The organism is Paenibacillus sp. KN14-4R, assembly GCF_052180255.1.
In the GTDB taxonomy this organism is placed as follows: domain Bacteria; phylum Bacillota; class Bacilli; order Paenibacillales; family NBRC-103111; genus Paenibacillus_AM.
The window spans coordinates 3,425,339-3,450,593 of record NZ_CP197466.1 but is presented as its reverse complement, the minus strand read 5'-3'; the positions used below and the strand labels follow the sequence as shown (position 1 = coordinate 3,450,593).

Sequence of the window (25,255 nt, the reverse complement as noted above, 5' to 3'; positions counted from 1 at the left end):
CACTCCTTTCAGGTTGTTGTGATATACTGGAAAATGTTACCGAAAAATTCCGAGAGGGGCATGGACGAGTGGTATTAGACATGAATGATGTTGTAATCGAGGCGAAAGGTCTAGTTAAACAATACGGCAGTTTTACTGCTGTAAATGGTGTCAGCTTTGAAGTGCGAAAGGGTGAAGTGTTCGGACTGCTCGGACCCAATGGTGCTGGAAAAACAACGACGATGGAGATGATCGAAGGCTTACGCAAGCCGGATGGCGGAACAGCAATTGTAGGGGGATTCGATACCCAAATTGCACTGCAGAAAGTAAAAGAAGTGATCGGTGTGCAGTTGCAATCGACTTCACTGTTTGAACTTCTTAAAGTGCATGAAATTATTAAAATGTACGCGAGCTTTTATCCTAATCCTGTACCGACAGAGCCCCTCCTCACAGATATGATTTTGCAGGAAAAAAGAAATGATCGCGTGAAGCATCTTTCAGGCGGTCAAAAACAAAGACTCGCCATTGCGATCGCGTTAGTGAACGATCCCTTGGTTCTATTCCTTGATGAGCCGACAACAGGACTTGATCCACAAGCAAGACGGACATTATGGGACATCGTATTACGACTCAAATCACAAGGTAAGACAATTATTTTATCGACGCACTATATGGATGAAGCGCATGTGCTCTGTGATCGGATATGTTTAATGGATCAGGGTAAGGTTGTAGCACTAGATACACCAGAGAATTTAGTGCGCTCTTTGCAATCAGATAATGCCATTGAATTCCGATTACCAGATCGAGAACATGACTCTGAGGATGCACAAAAAGGGCTTTTCGCGAAATTCCAGACGATTGATGGAGTGAAGCAGACCGACTTGCGGAAAGACACGTATGTGCTGTACACAAGTGATCTGCAAGCGACATTACTTGGTTTTATTGCGCTTACGACTGAGGAGCAGCTTACATTCACTGACCTGCAGACACGAACCGCAACATTAGAAGATGTGTTTATACATATGACCGGAAGGAGTCTGAGAGAAGAATGAAGGCATATGTGCAATTAACGATCGCTCAGTTAAGGTTGTTCGTTCGGAACAAACAGGCTTTATTTTTCACACTCTTATTTCCTGTGTTTTTTATGGTCATATTTGGCGCACTGCTGGGTAACGGCGGCGGTAAAACAGTAGAAACGGCAATCATCGATTCTGATCATACCGTAACATCTAAGGAGCTTGTATCAAGCTTTGAAAAAACAGGTGTGCTGAGTCTAACCACTTATGAGAACAAAGAGCAGGCAACCAAGGATCTGAAGAATGGGGATATGCAGCTGATCGTCATTATTCCACAGGGATATGGAACTGTAGTTGATGCTTTGGCTAAACAACCATCGGGTATAGCAGCTTCTGCGGGTTCAAAACTCGAAGTTCTTTATGATGAGACCAACACAAGTGCACAAGCAGGTATTATCGCCGTTAATGGTGTTGTGGATGGGGTTTCGAAGCAACTGGCTCACTTTGTGCCTATCGTTACCGTTCAGACAGAAGGCGTACAGGGATTGAATCTCAAGTACATGGATTTCCTTGTACCTGGAATTGTTGCAATGATGATTATGAGTAACAATTTAAATGGTGTGGCCGGACAAATTTCTTCATGGCGTGAACGCGGTGTGTTAAGACGTATGCAAAGTACAACACTAAGAGCGCCTACCTTTATTGGTGCTCAAATTACAGCGCGACTGATCTTGAATGCACTTCAAGCGATTATTCTCATCCTTATTGGATCACTCGTGTTCGGAGCACAAATCAATGGATCATGGGCGCTGCTTATTTTGTTTATTGTTCTAGGGACATTAGCTTTCATGTCGATTGGTTTTATCATTGCAGGCATCGCCAAAACACCTGAGAGTGCAGGGCCTATCGCGGGTTTTATCTCTTTTCCGCTGATGTTCTTAGGAGGAGTGTTCTTTCCTATTAAATCAATGCCCGAGTTTTTACAACCCATTGTCAAGGCCATTCCAATTTCTCATTTATCGACAGCCTTACGGCAAGTTATGAACGTCGGGGCTGATTTCTCGATGGTATGGTCGGAAGCTTTGACGCTTGGGATATGGATGGTCGTTGCATTTATCATTGCTTCTTTTACATTTAAATGGGAGTAGGATAAGAGGAAAAAGGGAATATTGAGCCTATTGACATCTTTTTTCAAAAAAGAAAGGAGCTCATATTCCCTATGATTCTCTATCAGCTCATGCAGCAAATTGAAGAAAGGCAGACTCTTCAACATACATTACGGAACCAACTCATCCCGCAAAGTGATCTTCAAGAGCGCATAGCCGCGCTAGAGACGGAGCTTCAACTACTGGCAGATCGGTGGTTTATGCAATTGCGTGAACCGCAAATGATTGAACAGTTATACATTGCTCCGCATATGGATGACGATGATATTTTATAACCAAATCGAAATTAGAATCTTTCTTATTTTGTAAAGCTAGCCGTTTCTGTGTAGAATAATAACGATTGGCTAACGCTATTTTCTATAAGAACGGGGACATTATATGAAAGTCGTAGTAAGTACGTTAAATGCGAAATATATTCACACTTCTTTAGCATTGCGTTGTTTAAAGGCGTTTTGCGAAAAAGATTTTGACGTGGAAATCGCGGAATATACAATTAAAGACCCAGTCATGCACATTGTTTCGGAATTGTTCCAGAAGCAGCCAACTGTACTGGGTTTTTCGTGTTACATTTGGAACATTGAAGAGACGATCAAGGTAATTCAGACGATTAAGAAGATCATGCCTGAGCTGACGATCGTACTTGGTGGGCCTGAGGTGTCTTATGACACCGAGTATTGGATGAATCGGATACCTGAGGTTGATTTCATCGTAATGGGTGAGGGTGAGGAGACTTTACATCACTTATTGCAAGAGCTATCGACTACGCAAAAGTATCATTTTGTATATGGTGTAGCTTATCGGAAAAATGGTGAGGTGATCCTCACTCCTGGCAGACCGAAGCTCGATCTGAATGATATTCCATCGCCGTATCGGTTTCAAGAAGACGTGGCTGCGCTTGGTAATCGTGTTGTCTATTTTGAGACGAGCCGTGGCTGTCCATTTTCTTGCCAATTTTGTTTATCGTCCATTGAAGTTGGGGTCCGATATTTTGATATTGAACGAACGAAATCAGATATTCTGTATTTAATTGATGCAGGCGCGAAGCTGATAAAATTCGTTGATCGGACGTTTAATATTAAGCGTGATTACGCGATGGAAATGTTCGAGTTCCTCATTGAGAATCACCGCGGATGTGTGTTCCAATTTGAAATTACTGCGGACATTATGCGTCCTGAAGTGCTCGATTACTTGGCTGAGAATGCCCCACCTGGCGTTTTCCGCTTTGAGATTGGTGTGCAATCGACGAATGATCTGACAAATTCGCTTGTGAAGCGTCGTCAGAATTTCAGTAAGTTAACACGCACAGTGACCATGGTGAAGGACAGTGGCAAGATTGATCAGCATTTGGATCTGATTGCAGGTTTGCCTGAAGAGAATTATGATTCTTTCCGCAATACATTTAATGAGGTATTTGCATTAGGACCAGAAGAACTTCAGCTTGGTTTTTTGAAAATGTTACGGGGTACCGGATTGCGCGCGGATGCTGAGAAATATGGCTATGTGTACATGGACCATGCGCCGTATGAGATTTTAGGCAATGATATTTTGCCATACACGGATTTAGTCCGTATCAAGCGGGTAGAAGACGTGCTGGAAAAATACTGGAACGCGCATCGCATGGATCACACGCTGAAATATGTCATGCATGAAGAATTTACTTCACCATTTGACTTCTTCCAGCAGTTTGGCGACTACTGGGAAACACGAGGCTGGCAGAAAATTGGTCATCAACTGGAAGATTTGTTTATCCGTCTTCATGGTTTTCTTGTGGAGCGGGGGACACAGGGGATGGATAAGATCGAGGGTTTAATGAAGCTGGATTATTTCCTGAATCATAAATACAAACCTCGTAAAATTTGGTGGGACTTTACGATGGACAAGTCTCGCCAATCAGAGCTTATCCGTTACCTTTCTGAGCATCCAGATGCAGTAGGTGGAGATTTTGCAGCACTACCGACGAGCGAAAAAGAACTGCATAAACATGTAATGATTGAGAAAGTACCGTTTGATTTGGGTATGTATTTAAGCCAAGGTAAGTGGAGTCAGGAGATAGATGCTTCTCATGCGGCAGGTCTGGAGTATTTGTTAATCTCCTTCTTCCATACGGATGGCAGAGGCAAGCCAAGCATTTATACATTGCCGATGGCTGAGATTCCACTGCAGACAAAGTGCTGATTATATCGCATGTAACCAGAAATAAATAATCGAAGGGAGTTGGTAGTCAGAAATGACAAAGCCAACTCCTTTCGATTTTTGATGGATGTTTATTTGATCTCATACACTTTGAAATATTTTCCGATATATATCATGGAATACATCATCAAAGGGGAGATATAATTGTCCAAGAAAACAGGCAGCAAGAATATGACACCATTTTCGAAAAGGGGGAAGATGAAGAAATACATAGCGGGCATCCTGCTTATCCATATGCTCTCGGCACAGACTGCGGTCGCTTCGGCTAATAACATCAATGAACCGAGTGATTGGGCAAAGGCGGATGTCACCAAAGCGGCGGGACAAGATTTAGTTCCTGCCAGTCTCATGAATCAATATCAACAATCGATTACAAGGGGAGAGCTTAGTCAAGTCTTGGTTCGATTATATGAAAGATTGTCAGGGAAAAAGATTCCTGTACCAGACGTGAGCCCGTTCCGTGATACGAAGGATGAAGATGTCTTAAAAGCATATGCCATTGGAATCGTTAAAGGGACAGGTGAACAGCGTTTTGAACCGAAAGAGCGTGTTACACGTGAGGAACTTGCGGTCATGCTGGATCTTGTCCTTCAAAAAGCAGGCCTATCGGTAAGTTTAAAGGGCGGTTCAGTGATCCGATTTAGTGATGCTGGAAGCATCTCCAGCTGGGCAAAGGAGGCTGCGGTTAAGCTTGCGAAGGAAGGAATTCTACAGGGAACGGTGTTAAAGGATGAAATCTTGTTCCGGCCTCAGGACCATGCTTCACGGGAACAAATTTATTCATTGGCATTTCGCATACTTGATCAATATGGAAAAGGAACGGTTCGTGTTAGTAATAAGCAGGATCCTGGGTCGAAAAAGATTTATGATGAAGCGGTTCGCATTGTTGATAAGCTTATCAAGCCCGGCATGAGTGAGATGGAGAAAGAGCTTGCTATTCATGATTATATTGTGTTACATACTGCTTATGATTACGATAATTACCTGAAAAATACGGTGCCCAGCGAATCCTACAGTGCCTATGGCGTTTTTTTCAATGGGACAGCAGTCTGCGAAGGCTACGCAGAAGCGGCTCATTTACTTCTTGAGCTGGCAGGCATTGAGTCACAGATCGTAACCGGTTATGGCAACGGTGGAGCTCATGCATGGAATAAGGTTAAAATCGATGGTGCTTATTATAATTTAGATGTGACATGGGATGACCCTGTACCGGATAAGGAGGGCAGGATCGTATACAGTTACTTTAACATCACAGATAAGGAACTCGCCCTTAATCATTCATGGGATACGACCAAATGGCCGGCAGCAACGGAAACGAAATATGATTATTATGAATATAAAGGATTGGCCTTGCATAGTGCTGCAGAACTAAAGACACGTATTCATACCGCTATCGCAAATCGTGAGACAGGACTGAAGTTCAAGACCGCGTATGAAGGAAGTAAATTGAGCGACGTGCTAGCTGCGTTATCGGGTCATTCTAATCTCGGTTATTCGTATACCTACAGCGGCAAGGCGTTCTCAATTGAATTTAAATATTTGTAATTATTATCTTTTGTCAATCGCAATCAAGTAAGGGGCAGATGTCTTTCGATTCATGAAGCGATACATCATCACTTGGTACTGCACCTGCGGCAATTCTTTCGCCCAAGATTCGACAGCATTCGCCTCGACATCACCACCTTCGTGACCGGGGTATAGGACCACGGTCACAAGTCCTCCTGGACGCAGCACGCGAAGCGCTGCTTCTAGGGCAGGCAAGGTCGTGTCCACATGGGTCACGACCAATTCCCCCTCGGCTCCCGGCAGGTAGCCGAGGTTAAACATCACCGCTCCTACGGTGCCGTGCAATGGAGGCGGCAAGACCGCCTCCATTGCTTCGTGCCCACGGAGCGTAAGCTCAACCGAGCCCGCGTTATCGCCGGACTCGGCATCAATGCGGCGGCGCGCAGCGTCCAGCGCCGCCTGTTGGATATCAAGGCCGTATACGCGGCCTTGGGAGCCTACAACACGCGCTAGACGCAGCGTGTCAACACCATTACCGACGGTCGCATCGACGACCGTCTCCCCCTTACGCACGCGGTCTTCGACCAGCGCGTGCGCCATACTCAGTACCGACAAGAAACCCATGTCGGTCACCTCCTCTCGTAAGCCCCATTAAGTTTTCCATATGACATTTCACTATCCAAGCTTTATCCTTGCCAATACTTGCCTTGCCACGTATCACGAGCCTTCAACTCATCGTCAAATGCATTGAGGACTTCCCATTTTTTCAAGCTCCACATCGGACCGATTAAGAGATCCCGCGGTGCATCACCTGTTAGACGATGTACAACCATTTCAGGTGGCAAGATTTCGAGTGTATCAATAATTAGCTTCACATACTCGTCTTTTTCTAAGAAACGCAAGAGACCAGCTTCGTACTGCTTCACCATTGGTGTTTTACGCATGAGATGCAGCAAATGGATCTTAATCCCCTGTACATCCATTTTTGCGACCGCACGACCGGTCTCCAGCATCATTTCATGGGTTTCACCTGGCAATCCATAAATGATATGCGCACAAGTACGAATACCGTGCTTACGCAGCTTCGCGACTGCATCCAGATAACACTGTGTATCATGCGCACGGTTGATTAGTGTTGAGGTTTCCTCATGGATGGTTTGCAGTCCCATTTCAACCCATAGATAGGTCCGCTTATTCAGATCTGCCAAATATTCGACAACATCATCTGGCAGACAATCTGGACGTGTTGCAATTGACAATCCAACAACACCAGGTTGTTTTAATATTTCCTCAAAATACTCACGCAGCTCCTCAACAGGTGCATAAGTATTCGTATAAGCTTGGAAATAGCCAATATATTTGGCTTCCGGCCATTTTTGGTGCTGCAAATCACGAATGGTATTAAATTGTGTCACAAGATCATCACGGCGTGATCCAGCGAAGTCACCTGAACCTCTAGCGGAACAGAATGTGCATCCACCTTTCGCAATTGAACCATCCCGATTCGGGCAAGTGAACCCGGCATCCAGCATCACTTTAAATATTTTACCTCCAAACTCTTCGCGCATCTCATAATTCCATGTATGAAAACGTTTATCTCCCCATAGTAAGGGAGTCCGTCTTGAATCTGTCGTAACTTCCATTGACTTCATTGCTCCTTTTAAGCAGATATTAGGCTTTAGTTATTGTAGCCCAAAAAGCATTCAAATGCGACAATACGTACATTCTTCTTCCGATTCATTTACCAATTTAGACTGTAATTTCCGTCATACGCATGATCCACTTGGGTATGCTATTAGCGTATATATTTGATCAGCGAAAGGGGATTTATAGTCGATGAAAAAGCTTCGCATCACGACCGCTGCAATCATGATCACAGCTGCACTAAGTTTAGGTGGAGTTGCTCAAGGAATGACAACCGAAACTTCGGTAGCGCCGGTAACACCGGGGACTCCTGTAGCTCCTAATGCTACTGTGACACCTAATTCCATCACGAACGGTGTAACTCAAGGAGTAAGAGACATGACGAGTGGGCTGAAAAATGGAGTAAATAACATGACCAACACGCTTACTAATGATGGCAGAGCAATCACGAATGATACGCGCAATATGATGAACACCGGCAGAAGTAACATGAGTGGCATTAATCCGACCTATCCAAGCAATACGCCGAACACCATGCACCCAAGCAGTGTTTATCCGAATAACACGTATCCAACTTCTACAGCTTATCCGAATACAACAAGGGTAAACAACGTTACAACAAAAGCGGCTACTCCCACTGGTTTTAACTGGGGATGGTTGGGGTTAATTGGTCTCTTAGGATTATCAGGTTTAGGTAGTAAACGTAAAGAAACTCATCGTTAGAACACAACAATAAGGACCCCTTAACTTTTGTTGAGGGGTTATTTCTTTTGATTTTTTTCTCATAATGAACTATCATTTGAGCAGGTTTATACAGTTATATCCGCGGCTTGTGGATTTATGGGAGGAACACCAATGCGACTTAGAGGTAGAAAAGGGATTCGGGAAAATATTGAGTCCCAAAAAGATTTAGTAATATTAGATCCAGCCGCATATAAAGGCAAATGGAATGAAGTGTTCGGTAATGACAATCCGATTTATGTCGAACTTGGGATGGGAAAAGGACGTTTTGTCAGTGAGATGAGTCGACTAAACCCGAATGTAAACTTTATTGGTATTGATATGTACGATGAGCTGATTCGCAAATCCAGTGACAAAGCACGTGCGGCACATACCAAAGAAGATGGGACTTTGGATCTATCCAATATCCGCCTTGTCTTATTTAACATCGAGAAAATTACAGACATGTTTGCTGAAAATGAAATCGAACGGATCTTTTTAAATTTCAGCGATCCATGGCCGAAGAAAAAGCATGCACGCAGAAGATTAACGCATAGCAATTTCGTGAACAATTACATGGAAATTTTGAATGACAAGGGTGAAATTCATTTTAAAACCGATTCACGAAGCTTGTTTGAATTCTCCTTAAACTCATTTGCAGATATGGGACTTCGTATGCGTAATATCGCTCTTGACTTGCATGTGGATGGCATTCACCCGGATCATGTGCTTACAGAATATGAATCCAAATTCATTGAGCAGGGAATTAACATTCACCGACTTGAAGTGGTTATTGGTAAGCAAGCCTTGCAGCAACACTTAAGTAATCTTGAAACAAAAGAAGATAATTAAACTGCAAAAAAATAAGGAAAGCAGCCCGATATTCGGACTGCTTTTTCACATTTTACATGAGTAATTCAGCAATAGCTTTGGAATAACCAGCTGGTGGATAAGGGTTTGTCATATCTGTTGGGGTAATAGGTCGATCGACCTCATGTTTACCAACATCCTCATACTCCTCCAGTAGCATATGGAACCTGCGGTTGATTGTCTCACGAGACATAATCTGTTCCCCATACCCATTCTCGGTAAAGTATTGCATATTTTCTTCCTCTTGCCCGGGGATTGGCTTGTAGAATAGCATCGGAATTCCTTTGGCTAAACCTTCTGTACAAGTAATGCCACCAGGTTTTGTGATGAGTAAGTGGGAAATTTCCATAAGCTTGTCAATTTCTTTAGTGAAACCCATCAACCGTACATTTTCATGCTGGAAACCTGGGGTTTCAGACATTTTTTGCAGTGCTTTTTCATTGCTGCCTAAACAAAATACAAACTGAATTTGATCGCTCCATTTTACCATATCGTCAAACAATGAATGATCTCCAACAAGTCCCCAGCCACCGCCCATGACGAGCACAGTTGGCATCGCTTTTAACCCAAAATGTTCACGAATGTTGCTGCGATCATGCCTTTGCCAGAAGGAGGGGTGAACTGGAATTCCAGTTACTTCGATCTTCTGTTCTGGGACGCCGCGTTTAAGCAACTTCGATTTCACGTCATTAGTCGAGATGAGGTACTTGTTTACTTGAGGATCAACCCAAGTACCGTGCAGGTCATAATCCGTTACCACTGTGACAAGTGGGATGGATAGACCGGATCGTTTGAGACGGGAAACAACTACATTCGGAAAAGGATGCGTGCATACGATTATATCGGGTTTTAGATGTCGAATTACTTCGGATGTCTGCCGATAAAAGATCTGATGCAGTGCAAGTTGAGTCAATGGATTTAGTGACTTTTTATATTGGAATCGATAAAGCTTCCCGTATAGCTTAGGTTGGGAAGATACTGTTTTTCGATAGGCATTAAAAATTAATGGAGCAAGCGTTGGGTGTAAAAAAGAACCGAGTTCTAATACTCGGGTTTGAAATTCGGGATACAGCTGCCGTAAGGAAACCGCAAGTGCATGGGCTGCTTGGGTGTGTCCGGCACCGAATCCTTCGGATAACAGCAGAATCCTTTTTTTACGCAAGCGCATGGTCACCTAACCTCGTACCGTAGATTATTTATTTTTAACATAACCCTTTTATCTCCAGTTTGCAACAATGAAAGATGAGATAACGATCCTTAAATTACTACTAATGTAATAATATTCAATATAATTTTAAGTTATTTACACAGGTTTGAAAAGGCTTTTATTCGGGGAGGATTGAAAGTGGATTTATTACAAATGCCCATTTAATAGCAAAAATGCATTTTTCCTGCTTTTGTGAGTTGTTTATCGTAAATTCGTGCATTATAATGATGTAAGCTGTTTGAAACATTTCTGTAACAAAGCCGTAATAAAATGTAGCACAAAACATGAAAACGGGTGATATCTCAATTAAATACGATGGAATCAAAGCGTTTGTGGTTTGGAATCGAAAATATTGCGCTAATTGAGGAAGTTAGGGTTTAAAAGGGGCTTAAATCGTTTTGACAATTACAGCTAAAGATAGGAAAATCATTATCGGTTATCATTACTGTAACATTTTCATTTCAAAAGGTGTCTACATACAAAGAGATATAGAGAGAACTTTGTAGGAGAAAAAGGGGGATTAATCATGCTGAATGGGCTATTGTTAGCGGCGCAAGTATTTTTCGCGTTATATGGCGCTTATCAGTTAGTGCTCGCGTTTTTCGGTTATCGCTTACCAAAGAAAAGGCAAGAACACGCGCCAAAAAAATCGTTTGCTGTTTTAGTTGCAGCGCATAATGAAGAGCAGGTTGTAGGTGCTCTTATTGACAACTTGAAAGAGATGAATTATCCAAAGGACCTGTATGACATATTCGTCATTGCAGATAATTGTACGGATCGCACAGCTGAGATTGCTCGTGAGAAGGGCGTATATGCATGTGAACGCCACAATAAAAATCAGCGTGGTAAAGGCTACGCGGTTGAATGGATGTTTAAGGAGTTGTGGAAACGTCCACGTCAATATGATGCAGTTGTCATTTTTGATGCGGATAACCTTGCTAGTCCAGATTACTTGACGCACATGAACAATGACTTGTGCAATGGCTCCAAAGTTATTCAAGCTTACTTGGATACAAAGAACCCGAACGATTCTTGGATTACAGCTGCTTCAGCTATTACTTATTGGTACTGTAATCGTCTATGGCAAATGCCGCGTGTACGCCTTGGAATGGCGAACTATCTTGGCGGAACAGGCATGTGCTTTGATGCTGCTCTTCTTAAAGAGATGGGATGGGGAGCAACTTCACTTGTTGAAGACTTAGAGTTCACAATGCGTTGTGTACAGCGTAATATTTACCCGACATTTAACTATGATGCAAAGGTATATGATGAGAAGCCTCTTACGTTCAAAGCTTCTTGTAAGCAGCGTTTACGTTGGATGCAAGGACATTTCTCCGTTGCTCGTCGTTATTTCTTCCCGCTATTATGGCAGGGAATTAAAGAACGTAGTTGGACAAAGATTGATACTGCGCTTTACGCGGTTAACGTATATAACTTGTTTTTAGGTTCCATCGTTACAGTTGCACTCTGGATCGATATCGCAATACCAGGTCCAAATTTCTTTCCATCGATCTTCTTGTCTATTCCATTACTGTTTAACTCGTTGATGTTCTTAACGTATGCACAGTTCCCAGTTGCACTGCTTCTTGAGAAAGCACCATCTAAGATGTGGAAGCATTTGATCTTGTATCCGGTATTCCTATTGTCATGGTGGCCGGTAACGTTCTATGCGTTCTTTACTCAGAACAATAAACAATGGAGTCACACCGAGCATACTCGCGTGATTCGTCTAGAAGAAATGCCAGCGAAAAAGTCAAACATGACGAAACAACAAGTTGGCTAATGATCTTGATTAACAGTTAAGTAAACAGGTTGGTCTGTCATTTATAATGACTAGATCAGCCTGTTTTTGGCATTTATACCCTAATTTATGAAAGGGAGGATACACGTTGGACGATTTGGAGTCAATCAAAGCATACTTGCCAGAGGCGGTACGAGCTTGTCGCACGCATTCTGAGCAGGGGGAAGTTGCTGCTTATATCCCGGAGCTTTCCAAGGTGCCAAGTGATGCGCTTGGTATCTGTATTTTGGATCGGTACGATCAATATGTGTTGGAGGGGGATGTCGAACTGCCATTCACGCTCCAGAGTATTTCCAAAGTATTTACGTTGATTTTGGCGCTCATGGACCATGGGGAGGATGCCGTGTTCTCCAAGGTTGGGAAAGAGCCGACCGGAGACGACTTTAACTCTATGCTCAAGCTAGAACTGGTAGAGCCTGGTATTCCGTTCAACCCGATGATTAATGCGGGCGCTATCGCGATCTCTTCCCTGATCGCAGGATCGAGCCCACAGGAGAAATCAGAGCGGGTATTGACCTTTTTCCGGCAAATCACACGTAATCATACGATTGATATCAATCATGATGTATATCGGTCTGAAGCAGCATCGGCTCATCGTAACCGATCATTGTCTTATTTTTTAAAAGATAATGGGGTGCTTACCGGCGACGTTGAGGAAGTTCTGGATGTCTACTTCCGCCACTGCTCGATTCAAGTGACGTGCATGGACGTAGCGCGAATGGCACTATTGCTCGCATGTGATGGGACGGATCCTGCAACAGGCCAACAGCTCATTCCGCGGCGGTATGTGCAGATCGCCAAAACGTTCATGATCACTTGCGGTATGTATAACGCATCGGGCGAATTTGCGATCGGTGTCGGCCTTCCGGCGAAAAGCGGCGTATCAGGGGGGATTCTCACACTGGTTCCAGGACGTTTGGGTATCGGAGTTGTGGGACCTGCACTGAACAATAAAGGCAATAGCGTGGCCGGGGTTCAATTGCTAGAAACACTCTCCACGCGATTTGAATGGAGTATGTTTTAATTGCTGAAGATAAAGCTTGCATTGTCTAAATCAATGTGATATATTATTCGAGTGTTGTTTAAACACTTCGCAAGAAGAGGCGCCCGCTTCTCACCTGACCGACGAATGTTGGCTGGTTTATGATGATCTTTCCTTTGCTAGAGCAATGTGATCAATGGGATGTGGGCCGTAGTTGCACACATCCCTTTTATATTTGTAAACCGGTTCATTGATTTACCTATGGAGGTGGAAGGCTATTAGCAAGGATCATATGGTTAATGATGAGATTCGCGTTAAAGAAGTTCGATTAATTGGATCGGACGGTGAGCAACTTGGTATTAAGCTTACACGTGAAGCTCTTCAGATGGCAATTGACGCTAACCTAGATTTGGTTAATGTAGCACCAACAGCGAAGCCGCCTGTATGTCGCATTATGGACTATGGCAAGTTTCGCTATGAGCAGCAGAAGAAAGAGAAAGAAGCTCGCAAGAATCAAAAAGTGGTGGACATTAAAGAGATCCGCCTAAGTGCGACAATTGATGAGCATGATTTCCAGACGAAGCTGCGTAATGCGGTTAAATTCTTAAAAGACGGCGACAAAGTGAAAGCTTCTGTTCGTTTCCGTGGTCGTGAGATTGCTCATGCTCAAATCGGTAAAAAGGTGCTTGATCGCCTTGCAACTGAAACAGCTGAAATTTCCTCGATTGAGCGTGCACCTAAGCTTGAGGGTCGCTCCATGATTATGATTTTAACACCAAAAGCGACGACGTAAATTTTTATTCGAGGAGGATATTCCCATGCCAAAAATGAAAACACATAGTTCTTTGAAAGATCGTTTCAAAGTAACTGGAACTGGTAAAGTAAAAAGACACAAAGCACACAAAAACCACTTGTTGTCCGCTAAATCCGGACGTCAAAAACGCGTATTGTCTACAAGCACTTTAATGGCTGCTGGTGACGTTAGTCGCTTGAAGCAAGGTCTAGCTAACTTAAAATAATCGTATGAATGCATACTAGTTCTACATTCATCATATCCAGGAGGTATTTACTATGGCAAGAGTCAAGGGCGGCTTTACAAACCGTCGTCGTCATAAAAAAGTATTAAAACTCGCTAAAGGTTATTTCGGTTCCAAACACCGTTTATTCAAAACAGCACAAGAGCAAGTATTCAAATCCCTTGTGTATGCATACCGTGATCGTCGCGCTAAAAAACGTGATTTCCGCAAATTATGGATCGTTCGTATTAACGCGGCTGCTCGTTTGAACGGCTTGTCCTACTCCAAATTGATGCACGGTCTTAAGCTTGCTGGCATCGAAGTTAACCGTAAGATCCTTGCTGATCTAGCTGTTAATGATGCAAAAGCATTTGCTGATCTTGCAACTGCAGCTAAAACAAAAATTAATGCTTAATTAGCATTTTAAAACGAACGCCTTATGGTTGATGCCATAAGGCGTTTTTTTGTTTATACAGTCGAACGTTTGATTAAACGAATAGGCAATTCTTGATGCGAGGGTGTATTGGACTTCTCAGTAATTTGGCTATGTGTGATCTCACAAGCTACTCGTCCTACTTCGAAAGTGGGGTGCTCTACGGTTGTAAGATCTAGTGCACATGCAATGGGTTGGTTATCAAAGCCAATGACTGCACCGCATTTTGGTTAGGGGTGTAATTTAATTTTTGAATGGCTTGAAGAACGGCTTCTCTTTTGTCCGCTTTAACATAAGGATGTTGATTGAGTACGCGAGAAACAGTTGTTATAGATACGCCTGCTAGTTGTGCTATTTTTTTGATATTAGCCATAAAAGTCTCCTTGTATGTCGTATTTGAGGATGAATTGATATATAATAATCCGATGGAGCAACGCTTCCGAAGAGGTGAAAAAGTACGCGAATCACGTAACAGCATCTTGCTCAGAGGATGGGATTTATCAAGCATTAGTTAAGTTCGGTCTCATCGATAAGGGTAATAAAATGTAATCGCTTTCCAGAAATGACTTCAGCAATTATTTCGAAACTTCCCACAAATGTGCTTGACTAGTCGGAATCACAGGCATATAATAACTTCTAACCTGAATCAATTTCATAACTCATTCAAACAGGAAATGAAATTGACTCACATAATCGAAATTGTAATCGGCTATGAAGAGGACGAAGTTTTAAGGGCACTTATGCGCAGAGAGCGATGGAGTTGCTGAAACCATTGCCTTAATCCCTTTCTTACGAGCTCACCTCGGAGCCATTTTTCTGAAAAGAAACCTGATGCTGCTAGCATAACGTTGTCTTATTAGGAAAAATCGGAATCGCACACGTTACTGTGCGTCGGTTTAGAATTCTAAACCTACTGAGGTCATGACCTGTGAAGATCATGACAAACTTGGGTGGTACCACGAAAGCGATCAAGCCTTTCGTCCCGTTAGACGTAGTTTTTATGCGTCGCGGGATGAGGGGCTTTTATTTTTATTTTTTGAGAGGAGGATTCACATGAACGTTGAGACAACGCTAAAGAAGTCAAAAGAAGAATTGATTGAAAAATTAAAACAGCCAGAATTAATTACAGGTTCAGAAGTTTTACTCCGATCTTTGCTACTAGAGGGTGTAGAGTGCGTGTTCGGATATCCGGGCGGAGCGGTACTGTACATTTACGATGCTATGCATGGATTTTCAGATTTCAACCATTTGCTCACTCGCCATGAACAAGGCGCGATTCATGCAGCAGACGGTTATGCAAGATCAACTGGAAAAGTGGGCGTATGTATTGCCACTTCCGGCCCGGGGGCGACTAACCTCGTCACAGGCATTGCCACAGCTTACATGGATTCCGTTCCACTCGTTGTGATAACAGGCAATGTCGCTACAACCGCGATTGGTACAGATGCTTTCCAAGAAGCAGATATTACAGGTATCACAATGCCAATTACGAAGCACAGCTACCTCGTACGTGATGTGAACGATTTGGCTCATACCATTCACGAAGCGTTCCATATTGCGAATACAGGACGTAAAGGCCCAGTTCTTATCGATATTCCGAAAGACGTATCGGCTCACAAGACGATCTTTAAACCAGTTACTGAAGAAGTGAATATACGCGGTTATCACCCCACGTATAATCCGAATAAGCTTCAAGTTGATAAGTTGCTTAAAGCCATTGAAGAGGCAAAACAACCTGTTATTATTGCAGGTGGCGGGGTTGTTTACGCGAATGCAGCCGAACAATTGCTTGAATTTGTGAACAAAACGCAAATTCCAGTGACGACAACGCTTTTGGGATTAAGTGGTTTCCCTAGCGGACACGAGTTGTGGCTTGGAATGCCAGGGATGCATGGTACGTATGCTGCAAATACAGCGATTCAGAATGCGGACTTACTCATCTCGATCGGTGCTAGATTCGATGATCGTGTAACGATGAGCTTAGACGGATTTGCACCAAATGCTAAGATCGTAGCTCACATTGATGTTGATCCAGCTGAGATTGGTAAGAACATTAAGACAGACATTCCGGTCGTGGGTGATGTACTCGCTGTACTTGAATATGCGAATACGAAAGCGCAACCTGCACCATCTGAAGATTGGGTTCGCACGGTACAAGAAAATGTGAAGAACTTCCCTCTTCGCTACATTGACTCAGAAGAGGAGTTAAAACCACAGTTTGTTATTGAATTAATTAACGACACGACGCATGGTGAAGCGATTGTTACAACAGATGTAGGCCAGCATCAAATGTGGGCTGCTCAATATTATAAATTTAAAAATCCGCGTTCTTTCGTTTCTTCCGGAGGACTTGGCACAATGGGATTCGGCTTCCCATCTGCCATTGGTGCACAATTGGGGAATCCAGATAAAACTGTTGTATCGATTAATGGGGATGGCGGCATGCAGATGTGTGCACAAGAGCTAGCGATCTGTGCGATCAACAACATTCCAGTGAAAATTGCAATTATTAACAACCAAGTGCTGGGTATGGTACGCCAGTGGCAAGAGATCATTTATGACGCTCGATACAGTCATATCGACCTTGCAGGGTCACCGGATTTCGTCAAACTTGCTGAAGCTTATGGTGTAAAAGGATTACGTGCAATGAATAAAGAGCAAGCACGCGATGCATGGGAAGAAGCACTAAATACACCAGGTCCTGTCGTTGTTGAATTCGTCGTACGCAAGCATGAAAATGTATACCCTATGGTTACAGCAGGAAGCACATTAAGTGACATGATTATGGGGGATTCGATATGATCATACGCAAATATACCATTTCTATTCTTGTAAATAATCAACCAGGTGTCTTGCAGCGCGTTTCCGGATTGTTCGGGCGCAGAGGGTTCAATATCGAGAGTATTACAGTCGGAGAGTCAGAGGAAATTGGACTTTCTCGGATGGTTATCGTAACAGAAGGCGACGATAAGACGCTCGAACAAATATCGAAACAGCTGTATAAGCTTATCGATGTGATTAAAGTAATTGATCTCAGTGCAAGCCCGATGGTTGCAAGAGAGCTAGGATTAATCAAAGTGAGTGCAGATCCTGCGGCACGTCCTGAAATTATCGGTATTGTTGAGACGTTCCGCGCATCGATTGTGGATATTGGACCTAATTCATTAATCGTGCAAGTTGTAGGCGATTCAGAGAAGATAGATGCAATGATAGAGTTGCTTAGACCATACGGCATTAAAGAATTATCGAGAACAGGTGCAACCGCAATGGTTCGCGGGTCTATCCGCTAATATCGCGCAATAAAAGAAAGCGAAATTTTCAGATAATTTATAGATTTGACCTTAAGCGGGTGTTTGAGCGATTGACTAATGGCGTCAAAGGAATGGAGTAGTAAATCATTGAAACGCCCGCTTAAGGGTTAATTTACGGTATTTATATCATTTTTCATATACTAAGGAGGATTTATAACATGGCAGCAAAAATGTACTACGAAAAGGATGCAGACTTAAGCGTATTGAAAGGGAAGACAATTGCAATTATCGGTTACGGTTCTCAAGGACATTCTCAAGCACAAAACCTTCGTGATAGCGGATTGAACGTTATTATTGGTCTTCGTCAAGGCAAATCGTGGACAACAGCACAAAATGATGGTTTTGAAGTATTCACAGTTGATGAAGCTGCAAGCCGTGCAGATGTGATACAAATTCTAATGCCGGATGAAACACAAGCAAAAGTATACAAAGAGTCCATTGAGCCTAATATTAAAAAAGGCGCAGCAATTATGTTCTCCCACGGTTTCAACATTAACTTTGGTCAAATCGTTCCTACACCAGACTTAGACGTATTCATGATTGCTCCTAAATCTCCAGGTCATCTTGTACGTCGTACGTATGTTGAAGGATTCGGTGTTCCAGCTCTAATCGCTGTTGAACAGAATGCAACGGGACAAGCGTTTGAAATCGGTCTAGCTTATGCAAAAGGGATCGGTTCCACTCGTGCGGGTGTAATCGAAACTACATTCCGTGAAGAAACAGAGACAGATCTATTCGGTGAGCAAGCTGTTCTATGCGGTGGTGCTAGTGCCCTAGTAAAAGCGGGTTTCGAAACATTGATCGAAGCTGGATACCAACCCGAAGTTGCTTACTTCGAGTGTTTGCATGAGTTGAAATTGATCGTAGATTTGATGTATGAAGGTGGTCTTTCCCGTATGCGTTACTCCATCTCCGATACAGCTGAGTACGGTGACTATGTAACAGGACCACGTATCATTACAGATCAAACGAAAGTTGAAATGAAGAAAGTATTGGACGAAATTCAACGCGGTGTATTTGCGCGTAACTATATCGTTGAGAAATCAAATGGTGCATTCTTCACGGCTACTCGTCGTAAAGAAGCTGAGCATCCACTAGAGAAAGTTGGCGCTGAGCTTCGCGAAATGATGCACTGGATCAAGAAGTAAGATGAGAAAAATTTACTTCTTTGACACAACATTACGTGACGGGGAGCAATCCCCGGGTGTCAATCTCAATATGCAGGAGAAAGTTGAGATTGGCTTACAACTAGAGAAACTTGGTATTGATCGCATGGAAGCGGGATTTCCCGCTGCATCACTTGGGGATCTAGAAGGCGTAGCTGCAGTAGCCAAAGCTGTGAAGAATGCGACAATTGTTGGGCTTGCCCGGTCACGGGAAACAGATATCGATGCGGTTCGCGAAGCTTTGAAAGCTGCACAAGATCCATGTATTCATCTGTTCTTAGCAACGTCACCTATTCACCGTGAGCATAAGCTTCGGATGAGTAAGCAGCAGGTGCTTGAGTCCGCTGAGGCGGCGATCAAGTATGCAAAGCGGTATTTTGACAAAATCGAATTCTCATCGGAAGATGCCGGTCGTACAGAACTGGATTTCTTATGTGAAGTGACAGAGATGGCGATTCGTGCAGGTGCTACTGTCATTAATATTCCGGATACAGTCGGCTTTTTAACACCGTACGAATACGGGAACATTTTTAAGACATTGAAGGAAAATGTGCCTGGTATTGAGAAGGTACAGCTCAGCACGCACTGTCATAACGATCTTGGTATGGCTTCAGCGAATGCTTTGGCAGCTATTCTCAATGGAGCCGATCAAGTTGAAGGTACGATTAACGGAATTGGTGAGCGCGCAGGTAACACTTCACTTGAAGAAATTGCAATGGCACTTGAGACACGTTCCGAGTTCTATCAGGCGAAATCTTCTTTAGTGCTTAGTGAAATTGCTCGAACTTCTCGCTTAGTCAGTAAGCTGACCGGGATGCCGGTTCCAGGTAATAAAGCAATTGTCGGCGCGAATGCGTTCGCTCATGAATCGGGTATTCATCAAGACGGCATGCTAAAAGAGAAGACAACTTATGAGATTATGTCTCCTGAGACAATCGGTCTGAAAGAGAGCAAGCTTGTCCTTGGGAAACATTCAGGTCGTCATGCTTTCCGTGAGAAGCTAATCGATATGGGCTATAACTTGGACGAAGAGCAGGTGAATGCTGCTTTTGCGAAGTTCAAAGATTTAGCGGATAAAAAGAAGAATGTATTAGCAGAAGATATTCGCGCTCTGATTGAAGAGAAGTTGACAGGCACGCCAGAGGTGTATAAGCTGAATATAATGCAACTTTCCTATGGCAATCAATCTGTACCGACTGCTTCCGTACGTATTCAGACAGCAGAGGGCATGATTGAAGAAGCTGCAATCGGTAATGGTTCAGTAGATGCCATCTACAAATCCATCGATAAAGCAACACAGGAAGAGACGGAACTGGAGGATTATAAAATTTACTCCGTTTCGCAAGGTAAAGATGCACTTGGTGAGGTCCATGTTATTTTACGTCAAGGTGAGTGGTCTGTGCAGGGCCGCGGTATATCAACCGATATACTTGAAGCTAGCGCTAAAGCTTACATTGATGCGATTAACCGACTCATTGACAAAAGAACGACACATCCAACAACTCGCAGTCAAGTTACGCTAATTTAAAGAAAGACACCCAACTCATGCTGTTACGAGAAGGGTGTCTTTTCGAAAATAAGGGTTGGATAAAAAGGAGAATCATGCATGAAATTTCAATTTTCAAAGTCACTTGATGGGTTCTCATCCTCGGCAGTTCGTGACATTCTAAAGCTGACACAAGGTAAATCCATCATCTCATTCGCGGGTGGTCTGCCTGCTGAAGAGTTGTTTCCGCTTGATGCAGTAAGTGAAGCATTCCAAAGAGTAATGGCACAAGGAAAGTCTGCACTGCAATATGGTCTGACAGAAGGATATATTCCACTGCGTCAAAGCATTGCGAATTGGATGGGGGAAAAAGGGATTCAAGTCTCGATAGATCAAATGCTGCTGACAACTGGTTCCCAGCAAGCAATTGATCTGTTAACTCGCATTTATATTGATCCAGGTGATGTGATCTTGGTGGAAGAGCCTACTTACTTGGCTGCCATTCAGGTGTTCCAATCACGTGGTGCAAAGATCGTATCCGTAAGCGGTGATAAAGATGGACTCGATCCAGATGATTTAAAGGCGAAAATTAATGAGCACCACCCGAAAATGATTTATGTCATCCCTACATTCTCGAATCCAACCGGAAAAGTATGGAGCTTGGAACGTCGTCAAAGCGTACTTAACATTTGCCGCGAAGCGGAAGTGCTCATTCTTGAGGACGATCCGTATGGAGAAATTAAGTTTGGGGATACAGAAACTTATCCGTCTATTTTTGCATTAAGTGGTCAGGCAGAAGGTTCATGTGTAGTTTATACGAGTACTTTTTCTAAGACAGTGGCCCCTGCACTGCGTACGGGCTGGGTCGTAGGCGATCCAGAGTTAATCCGTAATATGTCCCGTATGAAGCAAGCAGCTGACCTCCATTCCTCAACACTGGATCAGCAAACCTTGCATCAACTCATGGAGCATTTTGATTTGAATCAGCACATTCGTACGATTCGTGCACACTATGAGGAGCGGATGCGTCTGATGGCAGACTTGCTTACAGAACGGAATTGGCCGGGTGTGACTTGGATTGAACCGAAAGGCGGCATGTTCTTCTGGGTTGAGCTTCCAGAAGGTATTCGTGCAGAGGAATTACTGCCTAAAGCGGTGGAGCAAGGGGTCGCGTTTGTACCTGGTTATCCGTTCTATGCGGGTAATGCCAAGCACAATACGATGCGCCTGAATTATACGCATTCGGATAGAGAGAGTTTGATTGAGGGGATGAATAGATTGGATCGTGCGATACAATCTGTTTTACCTGTTAGGTAGGAAATTCAGTATCATTGAAAAAGGTTCCTTTTGTAACGAGTAGCTTTGAGCTACCGCGTTACAGAGGAACCTTTTTTTCATAAAAATAATTAATTGGCTGTCACCAACTAGGCATTCGCACAATATGATGGATATGGAAAGTGTCAAGGCTCCGGCCCATACACAAGAAGGGAAGGTAGGCAGATGGCAGTCATTAAAACAAATTCGGAGGACACCAAGCTACTCGCCCGTCTCATGCGAGCGGAAGCAGAGGAGGATGGAGATGCCGGGATGATGATGGTTGGCAATGTTGGTGTGAACCGTATTCTTGGTGACTGTATGGATTTTAAGGACATCAGGAATATAAGAGATATGGTTTATCAAAGTCCGGGCGGCTTTGAAGCACCAACCAAAGGCTATTTTTATCAAAAGGCTAGGGATGCTGACATTCGCAGAGCCCAACGCGCAATTAATGGCGAACGCAAATGGCCTGCAACAAATGCATTATGGTTCTACCGTCCCACTGGAGACTGTCCAGATACCTGGTTTAACCAAGATAATACGGGCCGTTATAAATCGCATTGCTTTTTTGCTCCATCGTTTGAGGACTGCCCGCAAGTGTTCTAGAGTGATTCAAATGAAATGAATGGAATGACCAAGGAGGAAGAAGCGAATGATGAATTACCCTTATCGCCCCGCTATGAATCAAATGCCAGGAATGATGTACCCACAGCAAGGCATGCCTATGCAAGGATTTAATGCTTCAAGTGGTGACATGATTACCCCGCAAGGAGTTGTGACTCCAGCACCTAAATTTGAAGAATCCTATATCGAAAACATATTGCGAATGAATTTGGGTAAGGTTGGAACTTTTTATATGACCTATGAAAACAATTCCCAATGGAATGCCAAAATTTTCAAAGGCGTATTGGAAGCAGCAGGACGTGATCATATTATCGTTAGTGATCCGAAGACAGGTGTCCGTACGATGATGCAGATGGTGAATTTTGATTATGCGACATTTGATGAGCCGCTTAATTATTCGTATCCCGCTGGTAAGCCACAGCCTCGTAAATAAGAGCATGTAAAGAAGAATCAAGCTGGTCACAATGGCTTGGTTCTTTTTGTGTTATAGGGAACAACCTATGTCAGAAGTATGAATTTCGCATGATGCTATTGCTTGAGTAGTCACAAGATTGATATGATTAGGTGTGTATGTATTTAGTATTAAGGAGGATTATCAATGTCAGATCAACTATTTAATATTTTTCTTCAATCTCATAAGGGATCTTGGGCGATTTTACTTATTTTGTTCGTAGCAAGTGTTATTTTCCAACGTCAAAAAGTAACACAAATGATCCAGCGTTTGTTCTACCTCATTATGTTGGTATCAGGGATCGGTATGCTCATGAAGTTGGATTTCCCTCCTACTTATGTGGTTAAAGGAATTGTAGCCATCCTCATGATTGGTTGCATGGAGATGGTACTTGCAAGCATTAACAAGCGTAAGCCATTCTTACCTATGCTAATTGGTGCAATCGTCTTGGCAGCTATTGTTGTCCTAATTGGCTATGGAGTCATTTCGTTCTAGACTCAAACAATTGAGGGGCGCCTTCACCTTGTGTGATTGTGGCGCTCTTTCTATATGATGAAGGAGAGATATATGTGCTTAAAAAATGGCTTTATGTCATGTGGACAACGATTGTTTATGGTTTAATATCTGGATTGTTGCTGTGGTGGGTTTTACGCATGACAGTTCCAAATTTTATTTTGTTTGGTAGTGGTGGGGTTGGAGAAGAGCTTAAAGGGGTATCACTTGGGCTTCTAACGGCTAGCATGACGAGTGTTCTTGGCTTTTTCGCCTTTTTAATGCTGAAATATTATATGATCGGTATTTTGAAAAATCGATTAAAGGTATGGAACTTTGTACAGTGGTTCTTTATTGTACTGGCGGTTGCAGATCTATTCTATTATTTCAGCTATAAAGGGCAATCGACGCAAAGTGCGGCGATTTCATTGCTTTTACCTGCCTTATTATTAGTATTTTCAATTATCGTCGCGATGTGGAAAGTGAAGTTGACGAATCGGGGAGCTTTGCTGCCGACGTTGTTCTTCATGATTGTGGGTACGGCATTGATGTCTTTACCCGTGTTTAAAGCCGATGATTTTTTCAGTACATTGTTTATGATGGTTGTTCTGCTCGTATGTAATGCAAGGCAAATTTTAATTTTGCATAAGTTAGTGAAGAATTAATCCCTACTCCCATAGGTAATACCTATAAAGACCATAGATTTTATATCTTAGAATCGTGTATAGAAATATGCTACAACTATAGATAAGCGAAAATCATGGGAGCGTGTTACATATGGCAGAGGTTAAAAAGATTGCAGTTATTCCTGGTGACGGAATTGGTCCAGAAGTCGTTGCAGAAGCGGAAAAAGTGTTGAAACGTACAGAGGAATTGTTCGGATATTCATTTGAAACAGAGCATGGCTTATTCGGCGGTATTGCAATTGATGAGCATGGAACACCACTTCCCCAAGAAACATTGGAAATGTGCCAAAGAGCAGATGCGGTATTGCTTGGTGCAGTTGGTGGACCGAAATGGGATAACAATCCGAAGGAACTTCGTCCTGAGACAGGCTTGCTTGGTATTCGTAAAGCACTTGGACTTTTCTCCAACATTCGTCCTGCAGTCGTGTTCGATTGCTTGAAAGATGCTTCTACTTTGAAGCCAGAAGTACTGGATGGAACGGATTTAATCGTCGTACGTGAGCTGACAGGCGGAATCTACTTCGGTGAAAAGTTCCGTCGTGAAGGTGAACATGGTGAAGAAGCGGTTGATACATGTGTCTATAATGTAAAAGAAATAGAACGTATTGCACGTCAAGCATTTGAGGTGGCAAGAACAAGACGTAAGAAACTGGCTTCTGTTGATAAAGCGAACGTACTTGAAACTTCCCGTCTTTGGAGAGAAGTTGTGGTACGTATCTCAGCGGACTATCCAGATGTTGAACTTGAGCACGTATTAGTCGATAACTGTGCGATGCAGCTCCTTCGTCGTCCCTCTTCATTTGACGTCATTGTAACAGAGAATATGTTCGGAGATATTCTAAGTGATGAAGCAGCTATGTTAACAGGTTCGATCGGTATGCTATCTTCTGCATCACTTGGTGAAGGTGCATTTGGCCTTTATGAGCCCGTACACGGTTCTGCTCCTGATATTGCAGGACAAGGAATTTCCAATCCAATTGCGACAATCTTGTCCGTGGCATTGATGTTCCGCTTAACTTTCGGTTATCATGATGCGGCTGATGCCATCGAGCGCGCAGTGAAAGAAGTGCTTGATGCAGGTCACCGCACAGGAGATATTGCAGTCGATAAGAGTAAAGCAATCGGCACAACTGCGATGGGTGATTTAATCGTAGCTGCGATTCGGAAATAAATGAATAAATAAAAGAAA

At 43.1% G+C, this 25,255-nt stretch carries 27 protein-coding genes and 1 pseudogene; 23 read left to right on the top strand and 5 right to left on the bottom strand.

What is annotated here, in order from left to right:
- Window positions 1-80: 80 nt before the first annotated feature.
- From ACSBOP_RS16885 to ACSBOP_RS16865, 5 genes are all read left to right on the top strand, one after another.
- Entirely contained in the window at window positions 81-1,031 is a 951-nt protein-coding gene (locus ACSBOP_RS16885; protein ID WP_442601681.1) for an ABC transporter ATP-binding protein, read from the top strand.
- Window positions 1,028-2,143 carry an ABC transporter permease gene (locus ACSBOP_RS16880; RefSeq protein ID WP_442601680.1) on the top strand — a complete coding sequence of 372 codons (1,116 nt, stop codon included), beginning with the start codon at window positions 1,028-1,030 and terminating at the stop codon, window positions 2,141-2,143. Before ACSBOP_RS16885 ends, ACSBOP_RS16880 begins: the two co-directional genes overlap by 4 nt.
- 71 nt (window positions 2,144-2,214) lie before the next feature.
- On the top strand, window positions 2,215-2,436 hold the full coding sequence (locus tag ACSBOP_RS16875) for a hypothetical protein (RefSeq protein WP_442601679.1): 222 nt from the start codon (window positions 2,215-2,217) through the stop codon (window positions 2,434-2,436).
- A 103-nt stretch (window positions 2,437-2,539) separates the two neighbouring features.
- Window positions 2,540-4,336 (top strand): B12-binding domain-containing radical SAM protein, encoded by a 1,797-nt coding sequence (locus ACSBOP_RS16870; protein ID WP_442601678.1) that lies wholly within the window; start codon window positions 2,540-2,542, stop codon window positions 4,334-4,336.
- A gap of 162 nt (window positions 4,337-4,498) precedes the next feature.
- On the top strand, window positions 4,499-5,899 hold the full coding sequence (locus ACSBOP_RS16865) for a transglutaminase domain-containing protein (protein ID WP_442601677.1): 1,401 nt from the start codon (window positions 4,499-4,501) through the stop codon (window positions 5,897-5,899).
- A 3-nt stretch (window positions 5,900-5,902) separates the two neighbouring features.
- On the opposite strand, the gene ACSBOP_RS16860 is transcribed toward ACSBOP_RS16865, so the two are convergent.
- Both ACSBOP_RS16860 and ACSBOP_RS16855 read right to left on the bottom strand, forming a co-directional pair.
- Window positions 5,903-6,484, bottom strand: coding sequence for a class I SAM-dependent methyltransferase (locus ACSBOP_RS16860; protein ID WP_442601676.1), 582 nt, complete (start codon window positions 6,482-6,484; stop codon window positions 5,903-5,905).
- A gap of 62 nt (window positions 6,485-6,546) precedes the next feature.
- The gene (locus ACSBOP_RS16855; protein ID WP_442601675.1) at window positions 6,547-7,503 is read right to left on the bottom strand and encodes a TIGR01212 family radical SAM protein; all 957 of its coding nucleotides are present in this window, start codon (window positions 7,501-7,503) and stop codon (window positions 6,547-6,549) included.
- A 193-nt stretch (window positions 7,504-7,696) separates the two neighbouring features.
- On the opposite strand from ACSBOP_RS16855, the gene ACSBOP_RS16850 reads away from it, so the two are divergent.
- Both ACSBOP_RS16850 and trmB read left to right on the top strand, forming a co-directional pair.
- Window positions 7,697-8,227, top strand: coding sequence for a WGxxGxxG-CTERM domain-containing protein (locus ACSBOP_RS16850; protein WP_442601674.1), 531 nt, complete (start codon window positions 7,697-7,699; stop codon window positions 8,225-8,227).
- 132 nt (window positions 8,228-8,359) lie between these two features.
- Window positions 8,360-9,076 (top strand): tRNA (guanosine(46)-N7)-methyltransferase TrmB, encoded by a 717-nt coding sequence (gene trmB, locus ACSBOP_RS16845; RefSeq protein ID WP_442601673.1) that lies wholly within the window; start codon window positions 8,360-8,362, stop codon window positions 9,074-9,076.
- Window positions 9,077-9,128: 52 nt separating this feature from the next.
- Here the strand turns inward: trmB and ACSBOP_RS16840 are convergent, their stop codons facing one another.
- Window positions 9,129-10,256, bottom strand: a complete 1,128-nt coding sequence (locus tag ACSBOP_RS16840) for an MGDG synthase family glycosyltransferase (protein WP_442601672.1) — start codon at window positions 10,254-10,256, stop codon at window positions 9,129-9,131.
- 571 nt (window positions 10,257-10,827) lie between these two features.
- Here ACSBOP_RS16840 and ACSBOP_RS16835 point away from each other — a divergent pair.
- From ACSBOP_RS16835 to rplT, 5 genes are all read left to right on the top strand, one after another.
- Window positions 10,828-12,084 (top strand): glycosyltransferase family 2 protein, encoded by a 1,257-nt coding sequence (locus tag ACSBOP_RS16835; RefSeq protein ID WP_442601671.1) that lies wholly within the window; start codon window positions 10,828-10,830, stop codon window positions 12,082-12,084.
- A gap of 106 nt (window positions 12,085-12,190) precedes the next feature.
- Entirely contained in the window at window positions 12,191-13,126 is a 936-nt protein-coding gene (gene glsA / locus ACSBOP_RS16830) for a glutaminase A (RefSeq protein WP_442601670.1), read from the top strand.
- A 250-nt stretch (window positions 13,127-13,376) separates the two neighbouring features.
- Complete coding sequence (infC, locus tag ACSBOP_RS16825; RefSeq protein ID WP_442601669.1) at window positions 13,377-13,877, top strand: translation initiation factor IF-3; 501 nt, start codon at window positions 13,377-13,379, stop codon at window positions 13,875-13,877.
- 25 nt (window positions 13,878-13,902) lie between these two features.
- Complete coding sequence (rpmI, locus tag ACSBOP_RS16820) at window positions 13,903-14,103, top strand: 50S ribosomal protein L35 (protein ID WP_442601668.1); 201 nt, start codon at window positions 13,903-13,905, stop codon at window positions 14,101-14,103.
- A 52-nt stretch (window positions 14,104-14,155) separates the two neighbouring features.
- The gene (gene rplT / locus ACSBOP_RS16815; protein WP_442601667.1) at window positions 14,156-14,515 is read left to right on the top strand and encodes a 50S ribosomal protein L20; all 360 of its coding nucleotides are present in this window, start codon (window positions 14,156-14,158) and stop codon (window positions 14,513-14,515) included.
- Between the two features lie 53 nt (window positions 14,516-14,568).
- On the opposite strand, the gene ACSBOP_RS16810 is transcribed toward rplT, so the two are convergent.
- Both ACSBOP_RS16810 and ACSBOP_RS16805 read right to left on the bottom strand, forming a co-directional pair.
- The gene (locus tag ACSBOP_RS16810) at window positions 14,569-14,724 is read right to left on the bottom strand and encodes a substrate-binding domain-containing protein (RefSeq protein ID WP_442604512.1); all 156 of its coding nucleotides are present in this window, start codon (window positions 14,722-14,724) and stop codon (window positions 14,569-14,571) included.
- Window positions 14,725-14,750: 26 nt separating this feature from the next.
- Window positions 14,751-14,906 (bottom strand): annotated as a pseudogene (locus ACSBOP_RS16805) (LacI family DNA-binding transcriptional regulator); the annotation flags it as partial.
- A 74-nt stretch (window positions 14,907-14,980) separates the two neighbouring features.
- Between ACSBOP_RS16805 and ACSBOP_RS16800 the strand changes: the two are divergent.
- From ACSBOP_RS16800 to leuB, 11 genes are all read left to right on the top strand, one after another.
- Window positions 14,981-15,082: a hypothetical protein gene (locus ACSBOP_RS16800; protein WP_442601666.1), complete on the top strand. Its 102-nt coding sequence runs from the start codon at window positions 14,981-14,983 to the stop codon at window positions 15,080-15,082.
- 504 nt (window positions 15,083-15,586) lie between these two features.
- Window positions 15,587-17,335: a biosynthetic-type acetolactate synthase large subunit gene (ilvB, locus tag ACSBOP_RS16795; protein ID WP_442601665.1), complete on the top strand. Its 1,749-nt coding sequence runs from the start codon at window positions 15,587-15,589 to the stop codon at window positions 17,333-17,335.
- Window positions 17,335-17,823 carry an acetolactate synthase small subunit gene (gene ilvN, locus ACSBOP_RS16790; RefSeq protein WP_442604511.1) on the top strand — a complete coding sequence of 163 codons (489 nt, stop codon included), beginning with the start codon at window positions 17,335-17,337 and terminating at the stop codon, window positions 17,821-17,823. Before ilvB ends, ilvN begins: the two co-directional genes overlap by 1 nt.
- Window positions 17,824-18,002: 179 nt before the next feature.
- Window positions 18,003-18,992 carry a ketol-acid reductoisomerase gene (ilvC, locus tag ACSBOP_RS16785; protein ID WP_442601664.1) on the top strand — a complete coding sequence of 330 codons (990 nt, stop codon included), beginning with the start codon at window positions 18,003-18,005 and terminating at the stop codon, window positions 18,990-18,992.
- Window position 18,993: 1 nt separating this feature from the next.
- The gene (locus tag ACSBOP_RS16780) at window positions 18,994-20,538 is read left to right on the top strand and encodes a 2-isopropylmalate synthase (RefSeq protein ID WP_442601663.1); all 1,545 of its coding nucleotides are present in this window, start codon (window positions 18,994-18,996) and stop codon (window positions 20,536-20,538) included.
- A 78-nt stretch (window positions 20,539-20,616) separates the two neighbouring features.
- On the top strand, window positions 20,617-21,813 hold the full coding sequence (locus tag ACSBOP_RS16775) for an aminotransferase-like domain-containing protein (protein WP_442601662.1): 1,197 nt from the start codon (window positions 20,617-20,619) through the stop codon (window positions 21,811-21,813).
- Between the two features lie 183 nt (window positions 21,814-21,996).
- Window positions 21,997-22,419: a cell wall hydrolase gene (locus ACSBOP_RS16770; protein ID WP_442601661.1), complete on the top strand. Its 423-nt coding sequence runs from the start codon at window positions 21,997-21,999 to the stop codon at window positions 22,417-22,419.
- Between the two features lie 46 nt (window positions 22,420-22,465).
- A complete protein-coding gene (gene gerQ, locus ACSBOP_RS16765) occupies window positions 22,466-22,870 on the top strand; it encodes a spore coat protein GerQ (protein ID WP_442601660.1) in 405 nt (134 codons plus the stop codon).
- Window positions 22,871-23,035: 165 nt separating this feature from the next.
- The gene (locus ACSBOP_RS16760) at window positions 23,036-23,383 is read left to right on the top strand and encodes a DUF1516 family protein (protein ID WP_442601659.1); all 348 of its coding nucleotides are present in this window, start codon (window positions 23,036-23,038) and stop codon (window positions 23,381-23,383) included.
- Window positions 23,384-23,457: 74 nt separating this feature from the next.
- Window positions 23,458-24,045 (top strand): KinB-signaling pathway activation protein, encoded by a 588-nt coding sequence (locus ACSBOP_RS16755; RefSeq protein ID WP_442601658.1) that lies wholly within the window; start codon window positions 23,458-23,460, stop codon window positions 24,043-24,045.
- Between the two features lie 112 nt (window positions 24,046-24,157).
- Entirely contained in the window at window positions 24,158-25,237 is a 1,080-nt protein-coding gene (gene leuB, locus ACSBOP_RS16750) for a 3-isopropylmalate dehydrogenase (protein WP_442601657.1), read from the top strand.
- Window positions 25,238-25,255: the final 18 nt, after the last annotated feature.